At 66.5% G+C, this 18,590-nt stretch carries 19 protein-coding genes; 11 read left to right on the forward strand and 8 right to left on the reverse strand.

Annotation, left to right across the window (positions count from 1 at the left end):
- Positions 1 to 18 precede the first annotated feature (18 nt).
- Together R4P47_RS08965 and R4P47_RS08970 are read left to right on the forward strand one after the other, a co-directional pair.
- On the forward strand, positions 19 to 1,695 hold the full coding sequence (locus R4P47_RS08965; protein WP_317784570.1) for an alpha/beta hydrolase: 1,677 nt from the start codon (positions 19 to 21) through the stop codon (positions 1,693 to 1,695).
- Between the two features lie 201 nt (positions 1,696 to 1,896).
- Complete coding sequence (locus R4P47_RS08970; protein ID WP_317784571.1) at positions 1,897 to 2,271, forward strand: nuclear transport factor 2 family protein; 375 nt, start codon at positions 1,897 to 1,899, stop codon at positions 2,269 to 2,271.
- Between the two features lie 165 nt (positions 2,272 to 2,436).
- On the opposite strand, the gene menE is transcribed toward R4P47_RS08970, so the two are convergent.
- A complete protein-coding gene (menE, locus tag R4P47_RS08975; RefSeq protein WP_317784659.1) occupies positions 2,437 to 3,525 on the reverse strand; it encodes an o-succinylbenzoate--CoA ligase in 1,089 nt (362 codons plus the stop codon).
- A gap of 147 nt (positions 3,526 to 3,672) precedes the next feature.
- On the opposite strand from menE, the gene R4P47_RS08980 reads away from it, so the two are divergent.
- Both R4P47_RS08980 and R4P47_RS08985 read left to right on the forward strand, forming a co-directional pair.
- Positions 3,673 to 5,034, forward strand: coding sequence for a hypothetical protein (locus R4P47_RS08980; RefSeq protein ID WP_317784572.1), 1,362 nt, complete (start codon positions 3,673 to 3,675; stop codon positions 5,032 to 5,034).
- 105 nt (positions 5,035 to 5,139) lie between these two features.
- Positions 5,140 to 6,423, forward strand: a complete 1,284-nt coding sequence (locus R4P47_RS08985) for an EAL domain-containing protein (protein ID WP_231893700.1) — start codon at positions 5,140 to 5,142, stop codon at positions 6,421 to 6,423.
- Here the strand turns inward: R4P47_RS08985 and R4P47_RS08990 are convergent.
- Genes R4P47_RS08990 through R4P47_RS09000 form a run of 3 tightly spaced genes read right to left on the reverse strand, consistent with a single transcriptional unit; the run spans position 6,420 to position 8,880 of the window.
- Positions 6,420 to 6,800 (reverse strand): VOC family protein, encoded by a 381-nt coding sequence (locus R4P47_RS08990; RefSeq protein WP_068046300.1) that lies wholly within the window; start codon positions 6,798 to 6,800, stop codon positions 6,420 to 6,422. The two genes, R4P47_RS08985 and R4P47_RS08990, sit on opposite strands and share 4 nt — an antisense overlap.
- A gap of 57 nt (positions 6,801 to 6,857) precedes the next feature.
- Positions 6,858 to 7,940: a GGDEF domain-containing protein gene (locus R4P47_RS08995; protein WP_317784573.1), complete on the reverse strand. Its 1,083-nt coding sequence runs from the start codon at positions 7,938 to 7,940 to the stop codon at positions 6,858 to 6,860.
- Positions 7,941 to 7,986: 46 nt separating this feature from the next.
- Positions 7,987 to 8,880 (reverse strand): 1,4-dihydroxy-2-naphthoyl-CoA synthase, encoded by an 894-nt coding sequence (locus R4P47_RS09000; protein WP_068046296.1) that lies wholly within the window; start codon positions 8,878 to 8,880, stop codon positions 7,987 to 7,989.
- Between the two features lie 78 nt (positions 8,881 to 8,958).
- Between R4P47_RS09000 and R4P47_RS09005 the strand changes: the two genes are divergently transcribed.
- The 3 genes from R4P47_RS09005 to R4P47_RS09015 are packed head-to-tail and all read left to right on the forward strand — an operon-like array spanning position 8,959 to position 11,055.
- Positions 8,959 to 9,591 (forward strand): PaaI family thioesterase, encoded by a 633-nt coding sequence (locus tag R4P47_RS09005; RefSeq protein WP_068046293.1) that lies wholly within the window; start codon positions 8,959 to 8,961, stop codon positions 9,589 to 9,591.
- Complete coding sequence (locus tag R4P47_RS09010) at positions 9,588 to 10,559, forward strand: o-succinylbenzoate synthase (RefSeq protein ID WP_068046291.1); 972 nt, start codon at positions 9,588 to 9,590, stop codon at positions 10,557 to 10,559. Before R4P47_RS09005 ends, R4P47_RS09010 begins: the two co-directional genes overlap by 4 nt.
- 52 nt (positions 10,560 to 10,611) lie before the next feature.
- The gene (locus R4P47_RS09015) at positions 10,612 to 11,055 is read left to right on the forward strand and encodes a DUF6918 family protein (protein WP_037187084.1); all 444 of its coding nucleotides are present in this window, start codon (positions 10,612 to 10,614) and stop codon (positions 11,053 to 11,055) included.
- Between the two features lie 84 nt (positions 11,056 to 11,139).
- On the opposite strand, the gene R4P47_RS09020 is transcribed toward R4P47_RS09015, so the two are convergent.
- The 3 genes from R4P47_RS09020 to R4P47_RS09030 form a co-directional block, all read right to left on the reverse strand.
- On the reverse strand, positions 11,140 to 12,537 hold the full coding sequence (locus tag R4P47_RS09020; protein ID WP_317784574.1) for a DUF2252 domain-containing protein: 1,398 nt from the start codon (positions 12,535 to 12,537) through the stop codon (positions 11,140 to 11,142).
- A gap of 112 nt (positions 12,538 to 12,649) precedes the next feature.
- Positions 12,650 to 13,714 carry an AbrB family transcriptional regulator gene (locus R4P47_RS09025; protein ID WP_317548443.1) on the reverse strand — a complete coding sequence of 355 codons (1,065 nt, stop codon included), beginning with the start codon at positions 13,712 to 13,714 and terminating at the stop codon, positions 12,650 to 12,652.
- The gene (locus R4P47_RS09030) at positions 13,711 to 14,298 is read right to left on the reverse strand and encodes a flavin reductase family protein (RefSeq protein ID WP_094687941.1); all 588 of its coding nucleotides are present in this window, start codon (positions 14,296 to 14,298) and stop codon (positions 13,711 to 13,713) included. Before R4P47_RS09030 ends, R4P47_RS09025 begins: the two co-directional genes overlap by 4 nt.
- 62 nt (positions 14,299 to 14,360) lie before the next feature.
- Here R4P47_RS09030 and menD point away from each other — a divergent pair, with 62 nt between their 5' ends.
- The gene (gene menD, locus R4P47_RS09035; protein WP_317548445.1) at positions 14,361 to 15,971 is read left to right on the forward strand and encodes a 2-succinyl-5-enolpyruvyl-6-hydroxy-3-cyclohexene-1-carboxylic-acid synthase; all 1,611 of its coding nucleotides are present in this window, start codon (positions 14,361 to 14,363) and stop codon (positions 15,969 to 15,971) included.
- On the opposite strand, the gene R4P47_RS09040 is transcribed toward menD, so the two are convergent.
- Positions 15,968 to 16,471, reverse strand: a complete 504-nt coding sequence (locus R4P47_RS09040; protein ID WP_068046280.1) for a DUF2505 domain-containing protein — start codon at positions 16,469 to 16,471, stop codon at positions 15,968 to 15,970. The two genes, menD and R4P47_RS09040, sit on opposite strands and share 4 nt — an antisense overlap.
- Positions 16,472 to 16,526: 55 nt before the next feature.
- Between R4P47_RS09040 and R4P47_RS09045 the strand changes: the two genes are divergently transcribed.
- From R4P47_RS09045 to R4P47_RS09055, 3 genes are all read left to right on the forward strand, one after another.
- A complete protein-coding gene (locus tag R4P47_RS09045; RefSeq protein ID WP_068282362.1) occupies positions 16,527 to 16,967 on the forward strand; it encodes a DUF3592 domain-containing protein in 441 nt (146 codons plus the stop codon).
- A complete protein-coding gene (locus R4P47_RS09050) occupies positions 16,960 to 17,385 on the forward strand; it encodes a glutaredoxin domain-containing protein (protein ID WP_149406690.1) in 426 nt (141 codons plus the stop codon). Before R4P47_RS09045 ends, R4P47_RS09050 begins: the two co-directional genes overlap by 8 nt.
- A 63-nt stretch (positions 17,386 to 17,448) precedes the next feature.
- A complete protein-coding gene (locus tag R4P47_RS09055; protein WP_317784575.1) occupies positions 17,449 to 18,588 on the forward strand; it encodes a glycosyltransferase family 1 protein in 1,140 nt (379 codons plus the stop codon).
- Positions 18,589 to 18,590 lie beyond the last annotated feature (2 nt).

Consider the following 18,590-nt stretch of genomic DNA (forward strand, 5'->3'; position numbering starts at 1 on the left):
GGCAAATACGATCTGCGGATGACCACACAGCGGTCGGCCGCGATTCGTTCGTATTGGCAGGACTCACGAGCGGATCGGTACTGCCGCGCACTGCATCCCGTCGGGATTTTCTTCGCTCTGGTGTTCTTCGCGCTGTCCATGACTCCGTCGCTGCTGCCCAGGGCCTGGTATCTGCAGGCGGTGGCCACCGGAATCAGCGTCGCGATCGGATACGGCGTGGGTTGCCTGATCGCGTGGGTGGTGCGGATCTGTGGAGTGTCACCCGACTGGTCGGAGCAGTGGCGTCGACGCGGGTGGTGGGCGCTGGCCGTGGCCGCGGTGGTGGTGATTCCGCTGTTCCTGATCCTGGGATCGTGGTGGCAGCAGATCGTCCGCAAGCTCGTCGGTGTGGAGGATCCCGGGAGGCCGCTGTACATCGCGGTGCTGGTGGTCTCGCTGGTGGTTGCCGTGGGAGTGCTCGCCTTGGGTCGTCTGCTGCGGCGAGCCACCCGTGCGTTGACGCGATGGGGCAAGCAGTACGTGCCGAGGCCGGTCGCGAGGATCGCGAGCGTGATCGTCGTAGCCCTGTTGGTGGTGTTCGCCGTCAACGGCGCGCTGATTCGCGGCATCGTGGCGGTCGCGGAGAGGTCGGCCTCCACTGCGGACCGCGGCAACCACGAGGGCGTCGAGAAGCCCACGGCGGCCGAACTGTCGGGTTCGGACGCCTCGAACGAGGAGTGGGATTCCCTGGGGCAGGAGGGTCGACGCTTCGTCGTGTCCGGGGTATCGCCGGACGAGATCAGTGAGTTCACCGGAAGGCCTGCGGTGCAACCGATCCGCGCCTACGCGGGCGTGGAGTCCGCGGACACCGTCGAAGGTGTGGCCCAGCGGGTGGTGGCAGAGCTCGACCGTACCGGCGCATTTTCTCGCGCCGTGCTCGGTGTCGCGACGACCACCGGGCGCGGGTGGGTGAACGAGAGCGTCGCTCGCCCTCTGGAATACCTGTACGACGGTAACTCGGCGATCGCGTCGATGCAGTACTCGTTCCTGCCGAGCCCGATGGCATTTCTGGCCGACCGCCAGACTCCCCAGGATGCCGGACGGGCCCTTTTCGAGGCGGTATACGAGGTGTGGAGCGAACTCCCCGAGGATTCGCGACCGAAGCTGGTGTTGTTCGGCGAGAGCCTCGGTGCCTACGGCGGACAGGATGCGTTCAGCGGCGCGCAGGACATGATTGCGCGCATCGACGGTGCCCTGTGGGTGGGCAACCCGAACTTCACCCCGCAATGGGCCCGCATCACCGGTGGGCGCGACGCCGGATCCCGCGAGATCCTGCCTGTCATCGACGGTGGCGAGCACGTTCGTTTCGCCAGCTCGTCCGGTGACCTCGACATCGGCGGGCAATGGGAAGAGCCCCGAATCGTGTACTGGCAGCACGCATCCGACCCCATCGTGTGGTGGTCGCCGGATCTGATCCTGAACCGGCCCGACTGGCTACGCGAACCCCGCGGCGCGGACGTCGACCCAGGAGTGCAGTGGTTCCCGTTCGTGACCTTCTGGCAGTTGACGTTCGATCAGGTCTTCTCCACGAACGTCGACGACGGCCACGGCCACAGCTACGGAGCCGACGCGGTGAACATGTGGGCCGACATCCTCGAGCCTGCCAACTGGTCCGAGTCCGACGTCGAGCGGTTGTACGAGAAAATGGCGGGCTGAGGCGTCGGCTGCTCGGTCGTTCGCCCACCCACCACCGGCGCAAATGCGCGCGCGTTTGCCGAACGCGCGCAGGTTCGCTACCTGCCGGCCGACGACTTCGCGTGCACCTGACGAACGTGCGCGCATTCGTGCGTGAGGCGTGCGTGCATTCGTGCGTGAGGCGTGCGTGCGTGAGGCGTTCGTGCGTGAGACAGTGCAGCCATGCCGTCTGTCTCTGCCGGTCGACCCAACGCTGACAACGACTTGTCTACAGTTCTCGCGCTGGAACGAGAGCTGCAGACTGCGGAGTGTCGACGCGATCGCGAGAGGCTTGCCCTCCTGCTCGCCGACGACTTCACCGAAGTCGGAGCCTCGGGAACGGTGTGGGACAAGTCGTCGATACTCGACTTGCTCGGTAGCGAAAGCTCCGTCGAGATCGAGGTGATCGAACCGATCGGACGGGTAATCGGTGCAGATTGTGTTCTGCTGCAGTGGATTTCGAGAACACCCGATGCGCGAGCTCGCAGAACCTCGCTGTGGCGACGCACGAACACCGGTTGGGAATTGGTGCACCATCAAGGCACGCCGCTCGAGTGAGCGCTCCGGGGCAAATGCGTGCGCGTTTGCTGAACGCGCGCAGTGTCGCCACCTGTTCGCTGACCAGTCCGCGCGCACCTGACAAACGCGCGCGCATTTGCGGTCTAACCGGAACCGCAGTGCTCAACTCGAGACCGCTGCGCTCGGTCGGAACTCCCGAGTCACTCAGCGTTTTTCCAGCACCGTTCGCAGTTTCGCCCGATTCAGTTTTCCCGGCCCTCGTGTCGGCAGTGAGTCGAGTATGAACAATTCTCGGGGTGCCGCGGTGATGTCCAGCGAAGCGGCGACGTGGGAGCGCAAGTCCGCCAGTGTCACCGGAGCGGAGGCGACGACTGCGACCACCACTTTCTGGCCCAGGCGCTCGTCGGGCAATCCGACGACGGCGCATTCCAGCACGGCGGGGTGGGTGGCCAGTGCAGCCTCGACGACCTGCGGCACGACGGTCAGTCCGCCGGTCGAGATTGCCTCGTCGAGTCGCCCCGAGATGCTCAGAACTCCGTCGACGATGGTTCCGGCGTCGTCGGTGCGGAACCATCCCGGTTCGGCGAAGGCCGGGTGGTCGGGCAGTCCGCGGTATCCCGAGGCCAAGGTCTTTCCACCCAACACGACCCTGCCGTCGTCGATGCGAACCACCGTGTTGCGCAGGGGAACTCCGTCGTACACGCAGCCGCCGGCCGTTTCACTCATTCCGTAGGTCCGCACCAATCGGATTCCCGCGTCGTGTGCCTTCTGTCGCAACGGAACCGGTGTTGCCGCCCCGCCCAACAACACAGCATCGAGCGAGGCCAACGCAGCCACGGCCTCGGGGATCTCGAATGCCTTCACCAACTGCCCGGGCACCAGCGACGTGTAGCGCAGGGGCCCCGACATCCGGCCGATCGCGTCGATCAGAGCGGTGGGATCGAAACCTCTCGACACGTCCATGATGACGGGCGAGGTTCCGGCGAGCACACTGCGTAGCAGCACCTGCATTCCGGCGATGTGGTGCGCGGGCAACGCCAGCAGCCACGACCCGGGTCCGCCGAGTCGCTCCTCGGTGGCCGTTGCCGACGCCACCAGCGCAGCGGCCGACAGCATCGCTCCCTTGGGAATGCCCGTCGTTCCGGAGGTCGCGACGACCAGCGCGACGCCGTCGTCGATGGGTGTTCCCGGTGCCAAGGCGTCGTGCAGGCGCTCGGTCTCACGCGGATCGTCGGCCGGCACGGGAAGCAGGGCCGGGCCGTGGCCGGCGAGCATGCGGCTCAGCCGCGGCATGATGTTCGCCGCTGCCGGTCCCGACGGAATGGATACGCTCTCGAGCACGGACTCGAGGTTAGTCGCTGGGCTCGAACCAGGACGGGCGCACCTGTCGGCCCGGCGGTTGTCACCCGACGTCGAGTCGCTGTGGAACAGTGGAACATCGTGAAGGGATCGGGCATGGACGACGCGGTGTGGGCAGCTCTGTCGTACTTCGATTCTGTCGATCCCGCGCTCGCCGCCGATGCGCGCCTGGGGTGGGACGGTCTGGTCGAGGTGTCTCCGCCCGCGGGCCCGACGCAGCATTCCGTGCAGACCTACCTGTGGATGTATCTGCGCCACGCGGCCGAGGGGCCCGATCGTGCGGTCGATATCGCCCGAGCGCTCGGCGATCTACTCGACCGCCTCGGACGCGTCGGATACGCGGAGATCGCTCGGAGCACCGTCACCGAGGAGCTCGTGCGAATCGCCGACGATGCCGTGTGGTTGCAGCACTATCGCGCCGCCACCGAACAATCGGGTATCGGTGCCGTCGATACCGATCTCGTCACCTGGCAGGACGCTCCGACCGGCGTCGAGCGGGCCATCGTCGAGAAGATCGGCGAGACGTTGGAAGTCGCGACCATCGCCGGTGAGTTCGAGCCGTCCAAGCCCGGTGGGCGACCGCTCGGCACCAACGCGCAGGCCATGCGCCGACGCGGCGTCACCGATGCTGTGCTGACGTCCGATCGAGGTAAGGACGACTCCGAGGCCGTCCTGCTCGAGCAGCTTCTCGACCACCGCATCGACCTGTGGAGCAACTACAGCGCACCGCGGGCCGAGCTCTATCTGGGGCTGCGCGAGACGCTGCACGAGGCCGCCCAGCCCGTGTACGGCTGCGTGCGCAGGCTGGAGAGCTTCATCGGATGCATCGGCGACGGTGTCGGATTGACCGACGCCGGGTATCTGCCGGACGAGCTGGTGGCGAGCATTGCGACCACGGTGTTTCCTCCGGCCGAACGTCCCCTGCACATCGGCCGCGAACTCGACACCGAGAAAGTACTGATCGTCCGACGACTCCTGATGAGGGTGCGTCTGCTGCGTCGTTCCGCCGGGCGGTTGGTACCGACGGCACGTACACGGCAGCTCAGCTCCGACGGGCTCTGGCGCGTGCTCACCGCAGGCATCGTCGGCACCGAATATCACCCGGACACGATTGCCGCCGAGGTGGTTCTGGCACGGATGATCGTCGGTCACGAGGTCACCGACGTGGACGCGACAGCAGACGACCTCGCGCGTCTGCTGCGCGCCGAAGGGTGGACCCATTCCGGCGAGGAGCCCGCTGCCGAGCACGCCGAGCCGTTGGCGCGGAATCTGATTGCCGAACTGGGTGCCCTCGGAGCGTTCGAGCCGACGGAACCGGGCGCGTCGGGACCGGGTGTTTCGGAACCGGAGCCGTCCGGTTCGGTGGCGACCGAGGAAGGCAAGCGACTCGCCGCAGCCGTGCTGCGGCATCGGCTGCTGCACACGCGCTATCCGTCGTTGTGACCGCTCCAGGTTGGGCTATCGGTCGAAACTGCAGATCCGGCACGGTTAAACTCGCCTGGATCCGGTTCCAGAACGGGCCCGGCTGGTCGTTGCGAGGTGATGCCGGTGGACGGTGAGGTCGCGGACCCCGCGCGCTCCCAGTCTCGCCGGCAGAGCGACTCCGCCCGTCGCTACCTCGATTTCGAGGCGACGACGCCTGCTCTGCGATCGACGGTCGAATTCGCCGCACGCAGCGTCGGATTCGCCATCGCACAGCTCAATGTGCTCGACGAAGACACTCAGTACACGCTGGTCAACATCGGTGGACCGCCGGTGTCCACCGTCGTGCGAGCCGACACCCTGTGCGACGACGTGGTGCGTTCCGGCGAACCTGCAGTCGTGGCGCACGGTCGCGTGCACGCCACCACTCGGCAGCGCGCCATCCTCGACGAGAACGGCATCGCGTCGTACGCGTCGGTTCCGCTGCGTGGGCGAGAGGGCCTGGTCATCGGCACCCTCTGCCTGCTCGATCGCACGCCCCGTCCGCTCTCCGGTGAGCAGATGCAGGAACTCGAACAGTTCGCGTCGGTGCTCGAGGAGCAGCTCGATCTGCATCGCCGCGTCGGATCCGGCGTCATTCGGCTGGGCAGCGACAACGACATCGCCGACTCCATCGCCGACGGTCACATCGTCCCCTGGTTCCAATCGATCGTGGACTTGCGCACCGAGGAGATCGTCGGCTTCGAGGCATTGGCGCGTTGGCACCACCCCACCAGGGGGATGGTGGTGCCGGCGGATTTCGTACCGTTCGCCGAGGCCAGCGAACTGATTATCGACGTCGACCTCAGCGTGCTCACCCAGGCCGCTGCCGAAATGAAGAAGTGGCACGTCCATCGTCCGGACCTGCGACTGACCGTCAACATTTCCGGACGCCACCTCGCCCATCCCGACGGCGTCAGTCAGCTGCAGCGTGCCATCGCGTCCTCCGGGGTGTCGCCGTCGTCGATCTCGCTCGAGCTCACCGAGACCACTGCCGTGACGCCGGGGCCGCTGCTGCGCAGGCATATCGACGACGTGCACCGGCTCGGCTTCCGGGTGTTGCTCGACGATTTCGGCTCGGGCTGGTCTTCGCTCGAACGACTGGTGACGCTGCAGCCCGACGGCATCAAGATCGACGGGCACCTGACGAGGTTCGTCGACACCGTGGCCGGACGAGCCATGATCAGGTCGTTGGCCGGAGTGGCGAAGGATCTCGATCTGACGATGATCGTCGAAGGCATCGAAAGTCGTGAACAAGCCGACGCGGCCCTCGAACTCGGTTGCACGCTGGCGCAGGGATATCTGTGGTCGCGGCCCCAGTCGGCAACGGCAGTGCTTCGCACGATCGCCGACGGCGCGAAAGACCGTTAGCGGTTGTCCTTTCGCAACGGGTGATCCTGTGGAATCTGCACCAGCACGATGGGAATCCCGTCCGGATCCTCGATCCACAGCTCGATCAGACCCCACGGCTCGGTTCGCGCCTCACGGACGATCTCGATGCCGGCTGCGGTCAATTCCTCTGTAGCAGAACCGATATCGCGTACCTGAAGCCACAGGGCACCGGAGAACGACCCCGATTCGTCACCGCGATGGTGCGCTGCGACCTCGATCAGGCCCTGCCCCGCGAAGAACACCGTCCCACCGGGGTATTCGCGACACACCGCCAACGAGAGACCGTCACGGTAGAACTCGAGAGTCCTCTCGTAGTCGACCGGCCGAAGAATTGTCCGAGAAGCGAGTATGTCCACCCCGCATGGATACCACGATCACAGATGGTCCTTCCGCAGGCTCCACTCCTGTCTCTCTCACAGTTCGGTCGTCGCGATTCGGTTGCCGCCCGCGGCCTTCGCCTCGTACATCATCGAGTCCGCGACCCGCGTTGCCCGCGTCACGATGTCGAGGTTCTGGTCCCACACGGGCGAATCCGCGTGCAGAATCGCGGCCCCAACACTGACCGTCACCGCGATGGGATCCTCGGGATCGCGAAGCGCTCGGCGTACTCCGTGGACCAGAGCATCGATGTGGAGTCGTGACGTCGACACGACGGCGAGATACTCCTCGCCGCCGGTGCGCGCGATGACGCCGTAGTCGCCCAGGTGTGCTCGCAGACGCTCGGCGACCCGCACGATGACCGCGTCGCCTTCCTCGTGGCCGTACATGTCGTTGACGGATTTGAAGCGGTCGATGTCGATCATCACCGCCGCCGAGCACTGATCCTTCTCTCGGCCGAGTGGCCACACCTCGTCGATGGCCGCGTCGAGACCACGACGATTGCGCAGACCGGTGAGCGGATCGAGCAACGAATTGCGGGCATCGTCGGTCAACATGGTGATGAGCAGATGCGACACCAGCGGAACGCCGGCGATCGCGAGCAGTACGACGTGCGTCCGGAAGATCAGTGAGGCGGTGTCGATCTCCCCACCGGAGTGCGTGGCCGCCGCGGCGACGAGCGTGCACGCCACCGCGAACACCAGGTGCGCGAGCAGCCAGCGTGGACTGAGGCAGAACGTGCAGAACGTCCCGATCACCGCGAACAGCGTGCAGGTCATGAGCGCGTCCGCGAGTGGGTTGATCGCTATCGCCGACGCCGTTCCGAGGTCGGCGAAGACTGCGAACGCCACCACCCCGAGTCGGCCGGGAAACGGTCTGGTGATCCACGCCGCGCTGACGGCCACGACCATGACTGCCAGACATGCTTTCCAGGCGACGGCGACCGGGCTGCGTGAGGTGTCCTCCGAGAACAGCGACACCACCGCCAGCACGCCGAAGTTGAGCGTCAGGAATGCCATCACCCACCGGACGATCTTTCCGGCGGGCCGGGAGTTCTGGAAGTCCGCCATCCAGCGGTAGTCGTAGGGCTGGGTGAACCAGGCGCGTACAGCGCCCACAGCACTGTGGTGGTTTCGGCGGTGCGACGTCGAAATCACCAGTGGGTCAGAAGTATCGGGGGAAGGGAGACCAGTCGGGCTCGCGCTTGTCGAGGAAGGCGTCGCGACCCTCCACCGCCTCGTCGGTCATGTAGGCCAGGCGTGTCGCTTCACCGGCGAACAGTTGCTGACCCACCAGGCCGTCGTCCTGCAGGTTGAAGGCGTACTTCAGCATTCGTTGTGCCTGAGGTGATTTCGCGTTGATCTTCGCAGCCCACTCGATTGCCGTGTTCTCGAGCTCTGCGTGATCGACAACCTTGTTCACTGCGCCCATACGGTGCATCTCCTCGGCCGAGTACGTCTCGCCGAGAAAGAATATCTCCCGGGCGAACTTCTGACCGACCATCTTGGCCAAATACGCACTGCCGTAACCACCGTCGAAGCTGCCGACGTCCGCGTCGGTCTGCTTGAACCGGGCATGCTCGCGGCTCGCGAGGGTCAGATCGCACACCACGTGCAGGCTGTGGCCGCCGCCCGCTGCCCAGCCGTTGACCAAGCAGATGACCACCTTGGGCATGAAGCGAATGAGGCGCTGCACCTCGAGGATGTGCAGGCGCCCGGCGCGGGCCTTGTCGACGGTGTCGGCGGTCTCTCCGTCTGCATACTGATAGCCGCTGCGCCCGCGAATACGCTGGTCACCGCCGGAGCAGAAGGCCCACCCGCCGTCCTTGCTGCTCGGCCCGTTGCCGGTGAGCAGCACGGTCCCCACATCGGAGCTCACCCGAGCATGTTCGAGCGCTCGGTAGAGCTCGTCGACGGTGTGCGGCCGAAACGCGTTGCGAATCTCGGGACGATCGAACGCAACCCGGACGGTCGCGTCGGACACGTGCCGGTGATACGTGATGTCGGTCAGGTCCTCGAAGCCGGGAACGGGACGCCACAGTGCTGGGGTGAAGGTCACGGGCGTCAGCTTAGTGCGGGCCGACGCCGGATCAGGGCTGGGTCCGTGCCGACCGGTCGGTGCAGCTAGCGTGCAGTCATGACCGACCCGATCGAACTGGACCGCGATTACGACCACCATGGGGGCTTCCCGCGTTTCGTGCCTGCGAAGGTGGGGCCGGAGTACGGGCAGCTGCTCGAGGCGCTGCGCACGGTACAGGACCTCGCGGTATCGACTTCGTTGCCGGCCGAGGTCACCCAGGCGGCGGCCGACAAAGCCCGGGAACTGATCGAGCTGTTGACCCCGCACGTGGTGGCCGAGGGCCGCCAGACCGCTGGGCGCGTTCCGCGTCTGCCGGGTCGAGGTTCGCTGCTGTTGATGCCGTGGATCATCGAGAAGATCGACGCCGACGGTGTCCGTAGTCGGGGCATGTTCCGTCGTTTCCATCTCGGGGGAAACTCCGCCGCGCACGGCGGCACGCTGCCGCTGCTGTTCGACGACCTCTTCGGCCTCATCCAGCACGCGTACGGCAGGCCCATCAGCCGGACGGCGTACCTGCACATCAACTACCGCAAGGTGACGCCGCTCGATACCGAGCTGGTCGTGGAGGGTGCGGTGGATCGGGTCGAGGGACGCAAAACGTTCATCAACGCCCGGCTGACCGATCTGGACGGCAACCTGTTGGCCGACTGCGAGGCGTTGATGGTGCAGCTGCTCCCGGGGCAGCAATGATTCCCCCGATCGACGATGTGCTCGACGGTGCACACGTGCTCTCGCTGCCGATGCGCACCAAGTTCCGTGGCATCACCACCCGTGAGGTGATGTTGATGCGCGGGCCCGCCGGTTGGGGTGAATTCTCACCGTTTCCCGAGTACGACGACGCGGAATCGGCCCCGTGGTTGGCGTCGGCGATCGAAGCCGCGTGGGACGGCCCGCCGAGTCCGCTGCGCCGACGCATCCCGGTGAACGCGACGGTTCCGGCGGTAGCGGCTTCGGACGTGGCGTCGGTGCTGAGCCGGTTCCCCGGGGCCGAGACGGCGAAGGTCAAGGTGGCCGAGAAGGGGCAGACCCTCGCCGACGACGTCGCCCGGGTGCGCGCGGTACGCGAGTTGGTTCCGCGGGTACGGGTCGACGCCAACGGGGGTTGGAGCGTCGACGAGGCTGTTGCGGCTCTGGCCGCCCTGACCGCCGACGGTCCACTCGAGTACGCCGAGCAACCGTGCGCGTCCGTGCCGGAGTTGGTCGAAGTGAGGCGTCGGGTGCGCGGGGTGCGGATCGCTGCCGACGAGAGCATTCGCCGGGCGGAGGATCCGATGAAGGTAGTCCGTGCAGGCGGAGCCGACGTCGCGGTGCTCAAGGTCGCTCCGCTCGGTGGAATGCGGGCGCTGCTCGAGCTCGCAGGTGAACTGGGGGAGTACGGCGTGCCGGTGGTGGTGTCGAGTGCGCTCGATTCGGCCGTCGGTATCTCGGCCGGGTTGGCCGCAGCTGCTGCGCTGCCGCATCTCGAATTCGCCTGCGGTCTGGGGACAGGCGCACTGTTCGTTCGAGACGTCGCACCCGCGCCCGAGGTGATCGACGGAACGTATCCGGTCGGCAGCCTCGAACCCGACGCCGAGGCCCTGATCGAGCTCGATGCGGACGCCGATCGCACGCAGTGGTGGATCGATCGAGTTCGGCGCTGCCACGCCCTTCTGCGGTAGTCTTGCGCCCGGTCCGCGTGGGGCCGCTGACACATCTGGGAGGAACTTCGAAGTGGTTGCTGCACTAAAGGATTCACTGCTCGACGAGTCCAAGGCCGACGCGCTGCGCGTCGATGTCCTGGCACTGATCGACGCCGAGGTCGCAGACAAGAAGGGTGCGAGCGGGCTCGCGGTCAAGGGGGGATACGGCGCGGTGAAGAAGGTCGGGCCGTCGTACATCGACAACGCGGTCTCGGCTCTGTGGCCCGATTTCGTCGACAAGCTCGACCCGTTCTGGCAGTCGTACAACGCTGCCCCGCAGGGCACGTTCGGTCAGTACCTGGCCGCCAACGGCGACGCCGCATCCGACGCACTGCTCTCGGTCACCGATGCCCGCATCGAGGAAACCGACAAGTCCGTCGTGAAGAAGTTCTACGGCAGCCTGCGTGGTTCGGCGAAGAAGAACGTCACCGAGGCACTGCCTCGGGTGGGTGACCTGGTCGCCAAGCACGCCTGAGCGGCTTCGCCGCATGTGAGTGTGGAGCCCTCGGGTCGTTCCGCGGGCTCCACTCCCACCTCGTAGCAGGCTACGAGTTTCCGTTCACATGCGCGTAGCGCTCAACCGCTCCCAGTCGGCTTCCGTCTGATCCGCGTACAGCTGCGCGAAGCGGCACAGCGCCACCTCGAGGGCGTCGGAATCGCCGGTGTAACCCGAGATCATCGACGCGCCACTGGTGCGCGCATGTCCTTTGGCCAGCAGTCGGCCCACCACCCGTGCGTAGTCGACCAGAGCGGGTGCGTCGATCGACGACAGGTCGATCGTTCCCTTCATGTTGCGGAACTGGCGCACGTAGTACTGCCGTCCGGCGATGGTCGTCCAGCCCAGCAGCGGATCGCTGACGGTCTGCAGATCCTGCTGATACTCCACGACCCGCTGGCCCTGATGATCGTGCCAGGCCGATTCGCCGTGCACGTACGGCGCGAGCACCGAGCGTCTGGCCTGCTTGAGCTGCAGAAACACCACGTCGTCCTCGCTGGTGCCCTCGAGCAGAGCCACGTACGCCCGCAGTCCGACGCTGCCGACGCCGACGACGCGGTGCGCCACGTCGATCAACGTGTATCCACCGAGCACTCGACGCCAGTGCGGGGTGAGGGTGAGCAGGTACTCGTCCAATCCGACGGCGAGAAGTTCCTCGTCCCGCGCCGAGATGCGGGTGGTGATCGGCGGCTCCTCGACGATTCTGCGCTTGCCCTCGTGCTTTTCGGTGAAGCGCGGCAGAACGCGGTCACTGGTGCGTCGACGCGCCTTCTTGGTGGCGCGTTTGATCTCCTTGCGCAGCGACCCCTCGGTGGCGTCGCGCTGCAGTTTCTCGGCCGTCAGGCGCTGGAACGATCGCGACATCAGTGGTTCGTCGGCAAGTCTGGCCACCTCGATTCGGTACGCGGACACGCAGGCGGTGACGGCGTCGCGGCACTGGTCCTCGGTGCGGCCGTTCTGCCGCCCGGCCACCCAGATGCTTGCGGCGAGGCGTCGTAGATCCCATTCCCAGGCTCCCGGGTGGGCCTCGTCGAAGTCGTTGAGGTCGATGACGAGGTCGCGTTCGGGGGAGGCGTAGAACCCGAAGTTGCCCAGGTGGGCGTCGCCGCTGATGACCGGGTTGATGCCGGTCGACGGCAACATCGCCACGTCCCGGGCCATGACGATGGCCGTGCCGCGCAGGAATCCGTAGGGGGATTCGACCATCCGCTCCAGGCGCGTCGGTATCAGCCATTCGATGCGGCCCTGGTGCGAGTATTCGATCTGCTTGACCGGGTCGGGTCGATCCGCCGGTGGGGTCCAGTCACCCAGGGAGGCGACCGGTACCTTCTCGCGGAGGCGTCGACCCAGTTCGTAGCGTTCGGCGCGGGGGAGAGGCCGGGCGCGCAGCGAGGCGAACGATGCGCTGTCGACATCTACCGAGTCGGTGACGACCGTGTGACCTTTTCCCAAGCCGGACATGTGAGATGACACTAATCCAGTGCTGTCCGGTGGCTTCACCGAACTCGGGTTCGAGGTCCTCGGCCGTGCCGACGACATCGGTGGACCTGAGTGCGTATGGGGTCGCGTCGATTCACTCGGGCCGCCCTCGCCGATAGTGCTGGACGACCTTCGCTCCCATCGGCACCGCGAACAGCATCATGAACACTCGGATCACCTGGGCGGCCACGACGAACGTCACGTTCGCACCGGTCGATGCCGCGATGGCCAACACTGCGTACACCCCACCCGGGGTGGTGGCGAGGTAGCCCTCGTATCCGCTGGTGCCCGTCGCCGAGGCCAACCACAGCCCCAACATCGCGCACCCGACGGTGACGGCGATGATGAGCAGCAACGCGGACGGCAGCACCCGCGAGATGGATTTCAGGCTCGCGACGGTGAATCGCAGACCGGCTTGCCACCCGATCACGATGTACGCCGCCCACAGCAGCAACGTGGGAACACTGGCGTCGAACGAGAACCCGAGAACGTCGGCGCACGTGGCGACGATCAGCGGGCCCAGCAGCGCCGGAGCGGGAAATCGGAGTGCCAGTGCGAGCAGGACTCCCACCCCGCCGCAGACCAGAACGAAGGCCAGGTCCACGTACAGCGGAGCGCCGGAATCGGCGAGCATCGTCGACTGACCGGGTTGTGCGCGGAACACCAGTGTCGCCACCAGCGGCAGGGTGGTGGTGACGAGAACGACCCGCAGGTACTGCACCACCGCCACGACGCGTTCGTCGCCGCCGAGTTCCTGGGCAATGGCCACCAGCCCCGACGCGCCGCCCGCGACCAGTGCCAGCGCACCGGTCAGCGAATCGATGTCCTTGCGCAGTCCCAGCAGCGCGCCCGCAGCGATGGACAACACGAGCGTTCCGACGCATGCCAGCAGCACCGGCAACCAGGCGTCGCCCAGTGAGCTGAGGGTGTCTCGCTGCACCAGCGTTCCGATCTCGACACCCAGCACCGCCTGAGCCACCATGCCGAGTCGGCGCGGCAGCGGGGCGCGCTCGGTTCCGGTGGTCGGTGCCCAGCCGGCGAGCGCGAAGATCACCGCCACCAGCAGCGCAACGAACAGTGCTGCCGACGGAATCCCCAGAGCATCCGCGCCGACGGTCAGGCCGACCGTGACGAGAATCAGCAGCGACCAGCGAATCAAGAAGGGCGCTCGATCTCACGAACCTCGGGCGGCAACCCCCACTCGGTACGGCCGAGGCGGCTGAGCGGGGCGATGGCGTCGAACTCGGGCAGTCCGTCCTCGGCCAGATATTCGGGACGCACCGACAGGGCAACGACGGTGCCCATGACGACGAAGCAGTTGCCCACCTCGACGACGCGATGCAGTCTCGCCTCGATGGCGATCGGAGCGGCTGCCACGCGCGGTGGTGTGACGACGGTGCTGGGTTCGCTCTCGATACCGAGCTCCTCGAATTCGCTGACGCCGTGATCGAAGCTCGCCGAGCTGCCGTTGACCTGATCCACCAACGGAGCCGTCGCCAGATTGACGACGAACTCGCCGGTGGCCTCGATGTTGCGCAGACTGTCCTTGCGGCTCACCGAGGTGAACTGCACGACCGGTGGTTCCACCGAGGACACCGTGAAGAAGCTGTACGGCGCGAGGTTCGCCACACCGTCGGCCGAGACGGTGGAGATCCATGCGATCGGCCTGGGGACCACCGACGCGGTCAGGAGCTGGTAGAAGCGGCGGGGGGAGACCTCATCGGGCCGGAAGACTGTACGCACACGTCAATACTGTCAAAGCCCGGTTGCGGCGGCTGACCGACGCATCTGACACTCTGGATTCTGTGAATCCGTCCACCGCACAGGCCACCGCAGTCGTCGACGAACTGGCGCGCAGCGGGATCCGAGACGTCGTGTTGTGCCCCGGCTCGCGGAACGCCCCGCTGGCGTTCGCGTTGCAGGAGGCGGATGTCGCCGGCCGCCTGCGGTTGCACATGCGGATCGACGAGCGAACCGCGGGCTTTCTGGCCATCGGCCTGAGCCTGGGCAGTGGTCAGCCCGTCCCCGTGGTCATGACGTCGGGAACCGCGGTCGCCAATCTGGGGCCTGCGGTTCTCGAAGCGAACTACGCGCGCATCCCGCTGATCGTCATCAGCGCCAACCGCCCGTACGAGATGCTCGGCACCGGCGCGAACCAGACCATCGAGCAGCTCGGTCTGTTCGGATCTCAGGTACGCGCGACGATCAGCCTCGGACTCGCCGAGGAAGGACCCAAGCAGAACAGTCAGTGGCGCAGCGCCGTCTCCCGCGTCATAGCCGCGGCGCGCGGCGCACGCTCCGGCAACGCCGGTCCGGTGCACTTCGACATCCCGTTGCGTGAGCCTCTGGTGCCTGCGATCGGCGACCCCGGCGCGCGTCCGGAGGGTCGGCCCGACGGGTTGCCGTGGACCTCGACCACGCAGGCGACATTGGACGTCCCCGTCGAACTGGATCTGACAATCGACACCGTGGTCGTCTCCGGTCACGGCGGTGCCGTGCGTCCGGAGCTGGCCGGGTTGCCGACCGTCGCCGAGCCGACCGCACCCCTGCACGGAATCCCGTTGCATCCCTTGGCTCTTGCGCAGTTGAAGCCGCGCCAGGCCGTCATCACCGGGCGGCCGACGCTGCACAGGCAGGTCTCGGCGCTGCTGGCCGATCCGGCCGTGGACGTCATTGCGCTCACCACCGGTCCGCGCTGGCCCGACGTCTCGGGCAACGTGCTGGCCACCGGTACCCGAGCAGTCACCACCGGTGCGCCCGACCCCGCCTGGATCGCCCGCTGCGCCGCGCTCTCCGAGAGGGCCGAACTGGCTGTGCACGAACAACTTCGAGAGCACCCCAAGCCGACGGGACTGCACGTGGCGGACGTGGTCATGTCTGCGCTGCGGTCCGGAGATCAACTGGTGCTCGGAGCGTCCAACCCCGTGCGCGACGCGGCCCTGGTGGCGACTCCGAACCCGGACGTGAAGGTTCTCTCCAACCGCGGCGTGGCCGGTATCGACGGCACCGTCTCGACGGCCATCGGTGCCGCGATGGCCGGAAAGCGGCGCACCGTGGCACTTCTCGGTGATCTGACATTTCTGCACGACGCAGCAGGCTTGCTGATCGGCACCGGAGAACCGCGTCCCGAAGACCTGACGATCGTCGTAGCCAACGACGACGGCGGCGGCATCTTCGAGCTCCTCGAACAGGGCGATCCGCAGTACGCGGGGGTGTTCGAGAGAGTGTTCGGTACGCCGCACGGCATGGACCTCGGCGCGCTGTGCGGTGCCTACCGCGTGGAGCATCGACTGGTCGACTTGGCCGATCTGGCAACCGAACTCACCGGGCATGCCACGGGAATCAGGGTGCTGGAAGTGACCACGGAGCGATCGGGACTGCGCGATCTACACGCGGCGATTCGGGCGCGTCTCTAGTTCTCCTGCGCTGCAACCCATTCGAGGGTCTGGCCGGTTTCCTGGTCGATCATGTCCTTGATCATCTTGTTGATCAGGTCCTCGATCTTGCCGCCCACGATGGGGATCTTCACGGTCGAGTCACCCTTGACGATCAGTTTCGCGCCGGTGCCGTTGGGGCGCAACGACAGGGTGCCGTTCACCTTCGCGGGCAAACCGGTGGTGCCGCCGATCAGCGTCCCCTCGGCGCGGTCGCCCTCGAGTGGCCCCCAGTGATCGGTGCGCGAGACGATCAGCTTTCCCTTGATCACCTTCGTGACGAAGCCGGGGAGTTCGGACGTGCCGACCTCTTCGGAGATGTCGACGGTCAGGCCACCGTCGTCGTGCTTGGTCAGCTCGTACCCGTCGGTCTTCTTCGCTTTGGCGAAGCGCGCCATCCACTGGTCCTCGCTGGTGAGTGCTGCGTGCACGTCAGCGGGGGGATTGGACGATTCGACGGTGAACTCGAAGCTGCGCGACATGAGTCCAGACGCTACCCGAGCCGAGTCGCGTCGGCTGCGAAGTAACCTGATCGCTGTGACCGATACCGACAGAGGCAGCCGAACGCTGCACAGGGCCCGGCTGGTCGTGCTGGTGGTCGCCGTCGCGATTTCTGTCCTCGCCGTGCTTCTCGTCATCGGGGCCTGGCGCAACGACGTCACCATCGACTCCGACAAGGGCACCGCCACCGCCGAGGTGCTGTCCGCGGGCAAGTTGCGCTCGGCCGTCAGCTTCATCACCCCCGACGGTGTGACGCACAACCCCCCTCTCGGCGTGCTGTACCCCACCAATCTCGTCGCGGGCCAGCGCATCGAGGTCGAGTACTACAAGGCCGACCCGGACGTCGAGTTGGTTCGCGTCGCGGGCCGCGACGCCACCGTCGCGATCGTTCCGGCCGGATCCGTCATCGTCGTCACGTGGCTGATCGCCGGTCCGGCGCTGTTCTGGTTACGTCGCAAGGAGGCCGAGAATGCGTAACGCAAAGCATTTCGTCCTCGCTGCCCTCGGTTCGGTCGCCGGGTTCGCGCTGGTGAACTTCGGAAACATTGCGTCCTCGATCGTGGTGATGGTGCTCGCCGTGGTGTTCGTTCTGGTCCTGACGACGCCGGTGCTGTATCCGCGATCTCTGTCCGACGACGCGTCGCGCAATCAGGCAACGGAGAAATCGGTGCCGTTGATCTACTGGCGTCCGGGATGCATCTTCTGCTTGCGGTTGCGGGTGGCGCTGCTGCTGCGCGGAAAGAAAGCCGTGTGGGCGAGCATCCGCCAGGACCCCGCTGCGGCCGCGCGAGTGCGATCGGTGAACGACGGCAACGAGACGGTTCCCACGGTGTTCGCGGGATCCGAACATCGCACCAACCCGGATCCGTCGTGGGTGCTCGCGCAATTCGTGTGACGTTGGCCCACACGTAACGTTGTCCATACCTGGCCGACGGCGGGGCCGCCCACACTGAGGATCGTGCGAGTAGCCATCGTTGCGGAATCGTTCTTGCCCAACATGAACGGCGTCACCCACTCGGTGATCCGTGTCCTCGAACACCTCGACAAGACGGGGCACGACGCCATCGTCATCGCTCCGGACAATCCGTCCGGTCCCAGAGCCGCGACGTGGCACGACAACGTTCCGGTGCACCGGGTGCCGTCCGTCATGGTCCCCAAAGTGAGCTCGCTGCCCGTCGGCGTCCCCGGGCTCGGCATGGTCTCGGCGATGCGCGCCTTCGCCCCCGACGTCGTACATCTGGCGTCACCGTTCCTGCTCGGAGCGGGCGGTCTGGCCGCAGCCAACCGGCTGGACGTCCCCGCGGTCGCCGTTTATCAGACCGACGTCGCCGGTTTCGCCGCCAGCTACGGCCTCGGCCTCACCTCGAAGGCCGCGTGGCGCTGGACCAGGAGACTGCACAGAGGCGCGGCCCGCACTCTGGCCCCGTCCACCTCGGCCGTCGACGCGTTGGAGTTACACGGCATTCCGCGCGTGCACCGGTGGGCCAGGGGAGTCGACGCCGGTCGCTTCGCACCCTCGGCCGCATCGCAGACGCTCAGAAATCAGTGGGGAGCAGGCGAGAAGCTGATCGTCGGCTTCGTCGGCAGGCTCGCCCCGGAGAAACACGTCGAGCGGCTCGCCGTACTGGCCGCAGACCCGTCGATCCAACTGGTGATCGTCGGCGGCGGACCCGACACAGCAACACTGCAGGCCCTGATGCCGAACGCCGTGTTCACCGGCCAACTCGGCGGCGACGAACTCGCTCGGGCGTACGCCAGCTTCGACATCTTCGTGCATCCAGGCGAACACGAAACCTTCTGCCAGGCAGTGCAGGAGGCACTTGCCAGCGGCGTCCCCGTCATCGGACCGGACGCGGGAGGCCCGCGCGATCTGGTCTCGCACTGCCGCAACGGATACCTGCTGCCGGTCGACAAGTTCACCGAACTGCTGCCCAGTGCCGTCGGAGCGCTCGCCGAACCCACCACCCGCGCCCGCTTCGGCGACGCGGCCCGCAAATCGGTACTGCACCGCACCTGGCCTGCCATCTGCGACGAGCTGATCTCGCACTACTACGACGTGCAAGGCATCACAGCGTCGCGGGTGCAGAAGATCGCTTGAGT

The sequence above is a fragment of the Rhodococcus sp. IEGM 1370 genome (assembly GCF_033142325.1).
Lineage (GTDB): Bacteria > Actinomycetota > Actinomycetes > Mycobacteriales > Mycobacteriaceae > Rhodococcoides.

Bases quoted from the DNA above. Each gene is read 5' to 3' on its own strand.
- R4P47_RS08965 (WP_317784570.1), top strand. From the start codon at position 19: ATGACCACACAGCGGTCGGCCGCGATTCGTTCGTATTGGCAGGACTCA.
- R4P47_RS08970 (WP_317784571.1), top strand. From the start codon at position 1,897: ATGCCGTCTGTCTCTGCCGGTCGACCCAACGCTGACAACGACTTGTCT.
- menE (WP_317784659.1), bottom strand. From the start codon at position 3,525: ATGCCGCGGCTGAGCCGCATGCTCGCCGGCCACGGCCCGGCCCTGCTT.
- R4P47_RS09005 (WP_068046293.1), top strand. From the start codon at position 8,959: ATGACCGACCCGATCGAACTGGACCGCGATTACGACCACCATGGGGGC.
- R4P47_RS09010 (WP_068046291.1), top strand. From the start codon at position 9,588: ATGATTCCCCCGATCGACGATGTGCTCGACGGTGCACACGTGCTCTCG.
- R4P47_RS09020 (WP_317784574.1), bottom strand. From the start codon at position 12,537: ATGTCCGGCTTGGGAAAAGGTCACACGGTCGTCACCGACTCGGTAGAT.
- R4P47_RS09040 (WP_068046280.1), bottom strand. From the start codon at position 16,471: ATGTCGCGCAGCTTCGAGTTCACCGTCGAATCGTCCAATCCCCCCGCT.
- R4P47_RS09050 (WP_149406690.1), top strand. From the start codon at position 16,960: ATGCGTAACGCAAAGCATTTCGTCCTCGCTGCCCTCGGTTCGGTCGCC.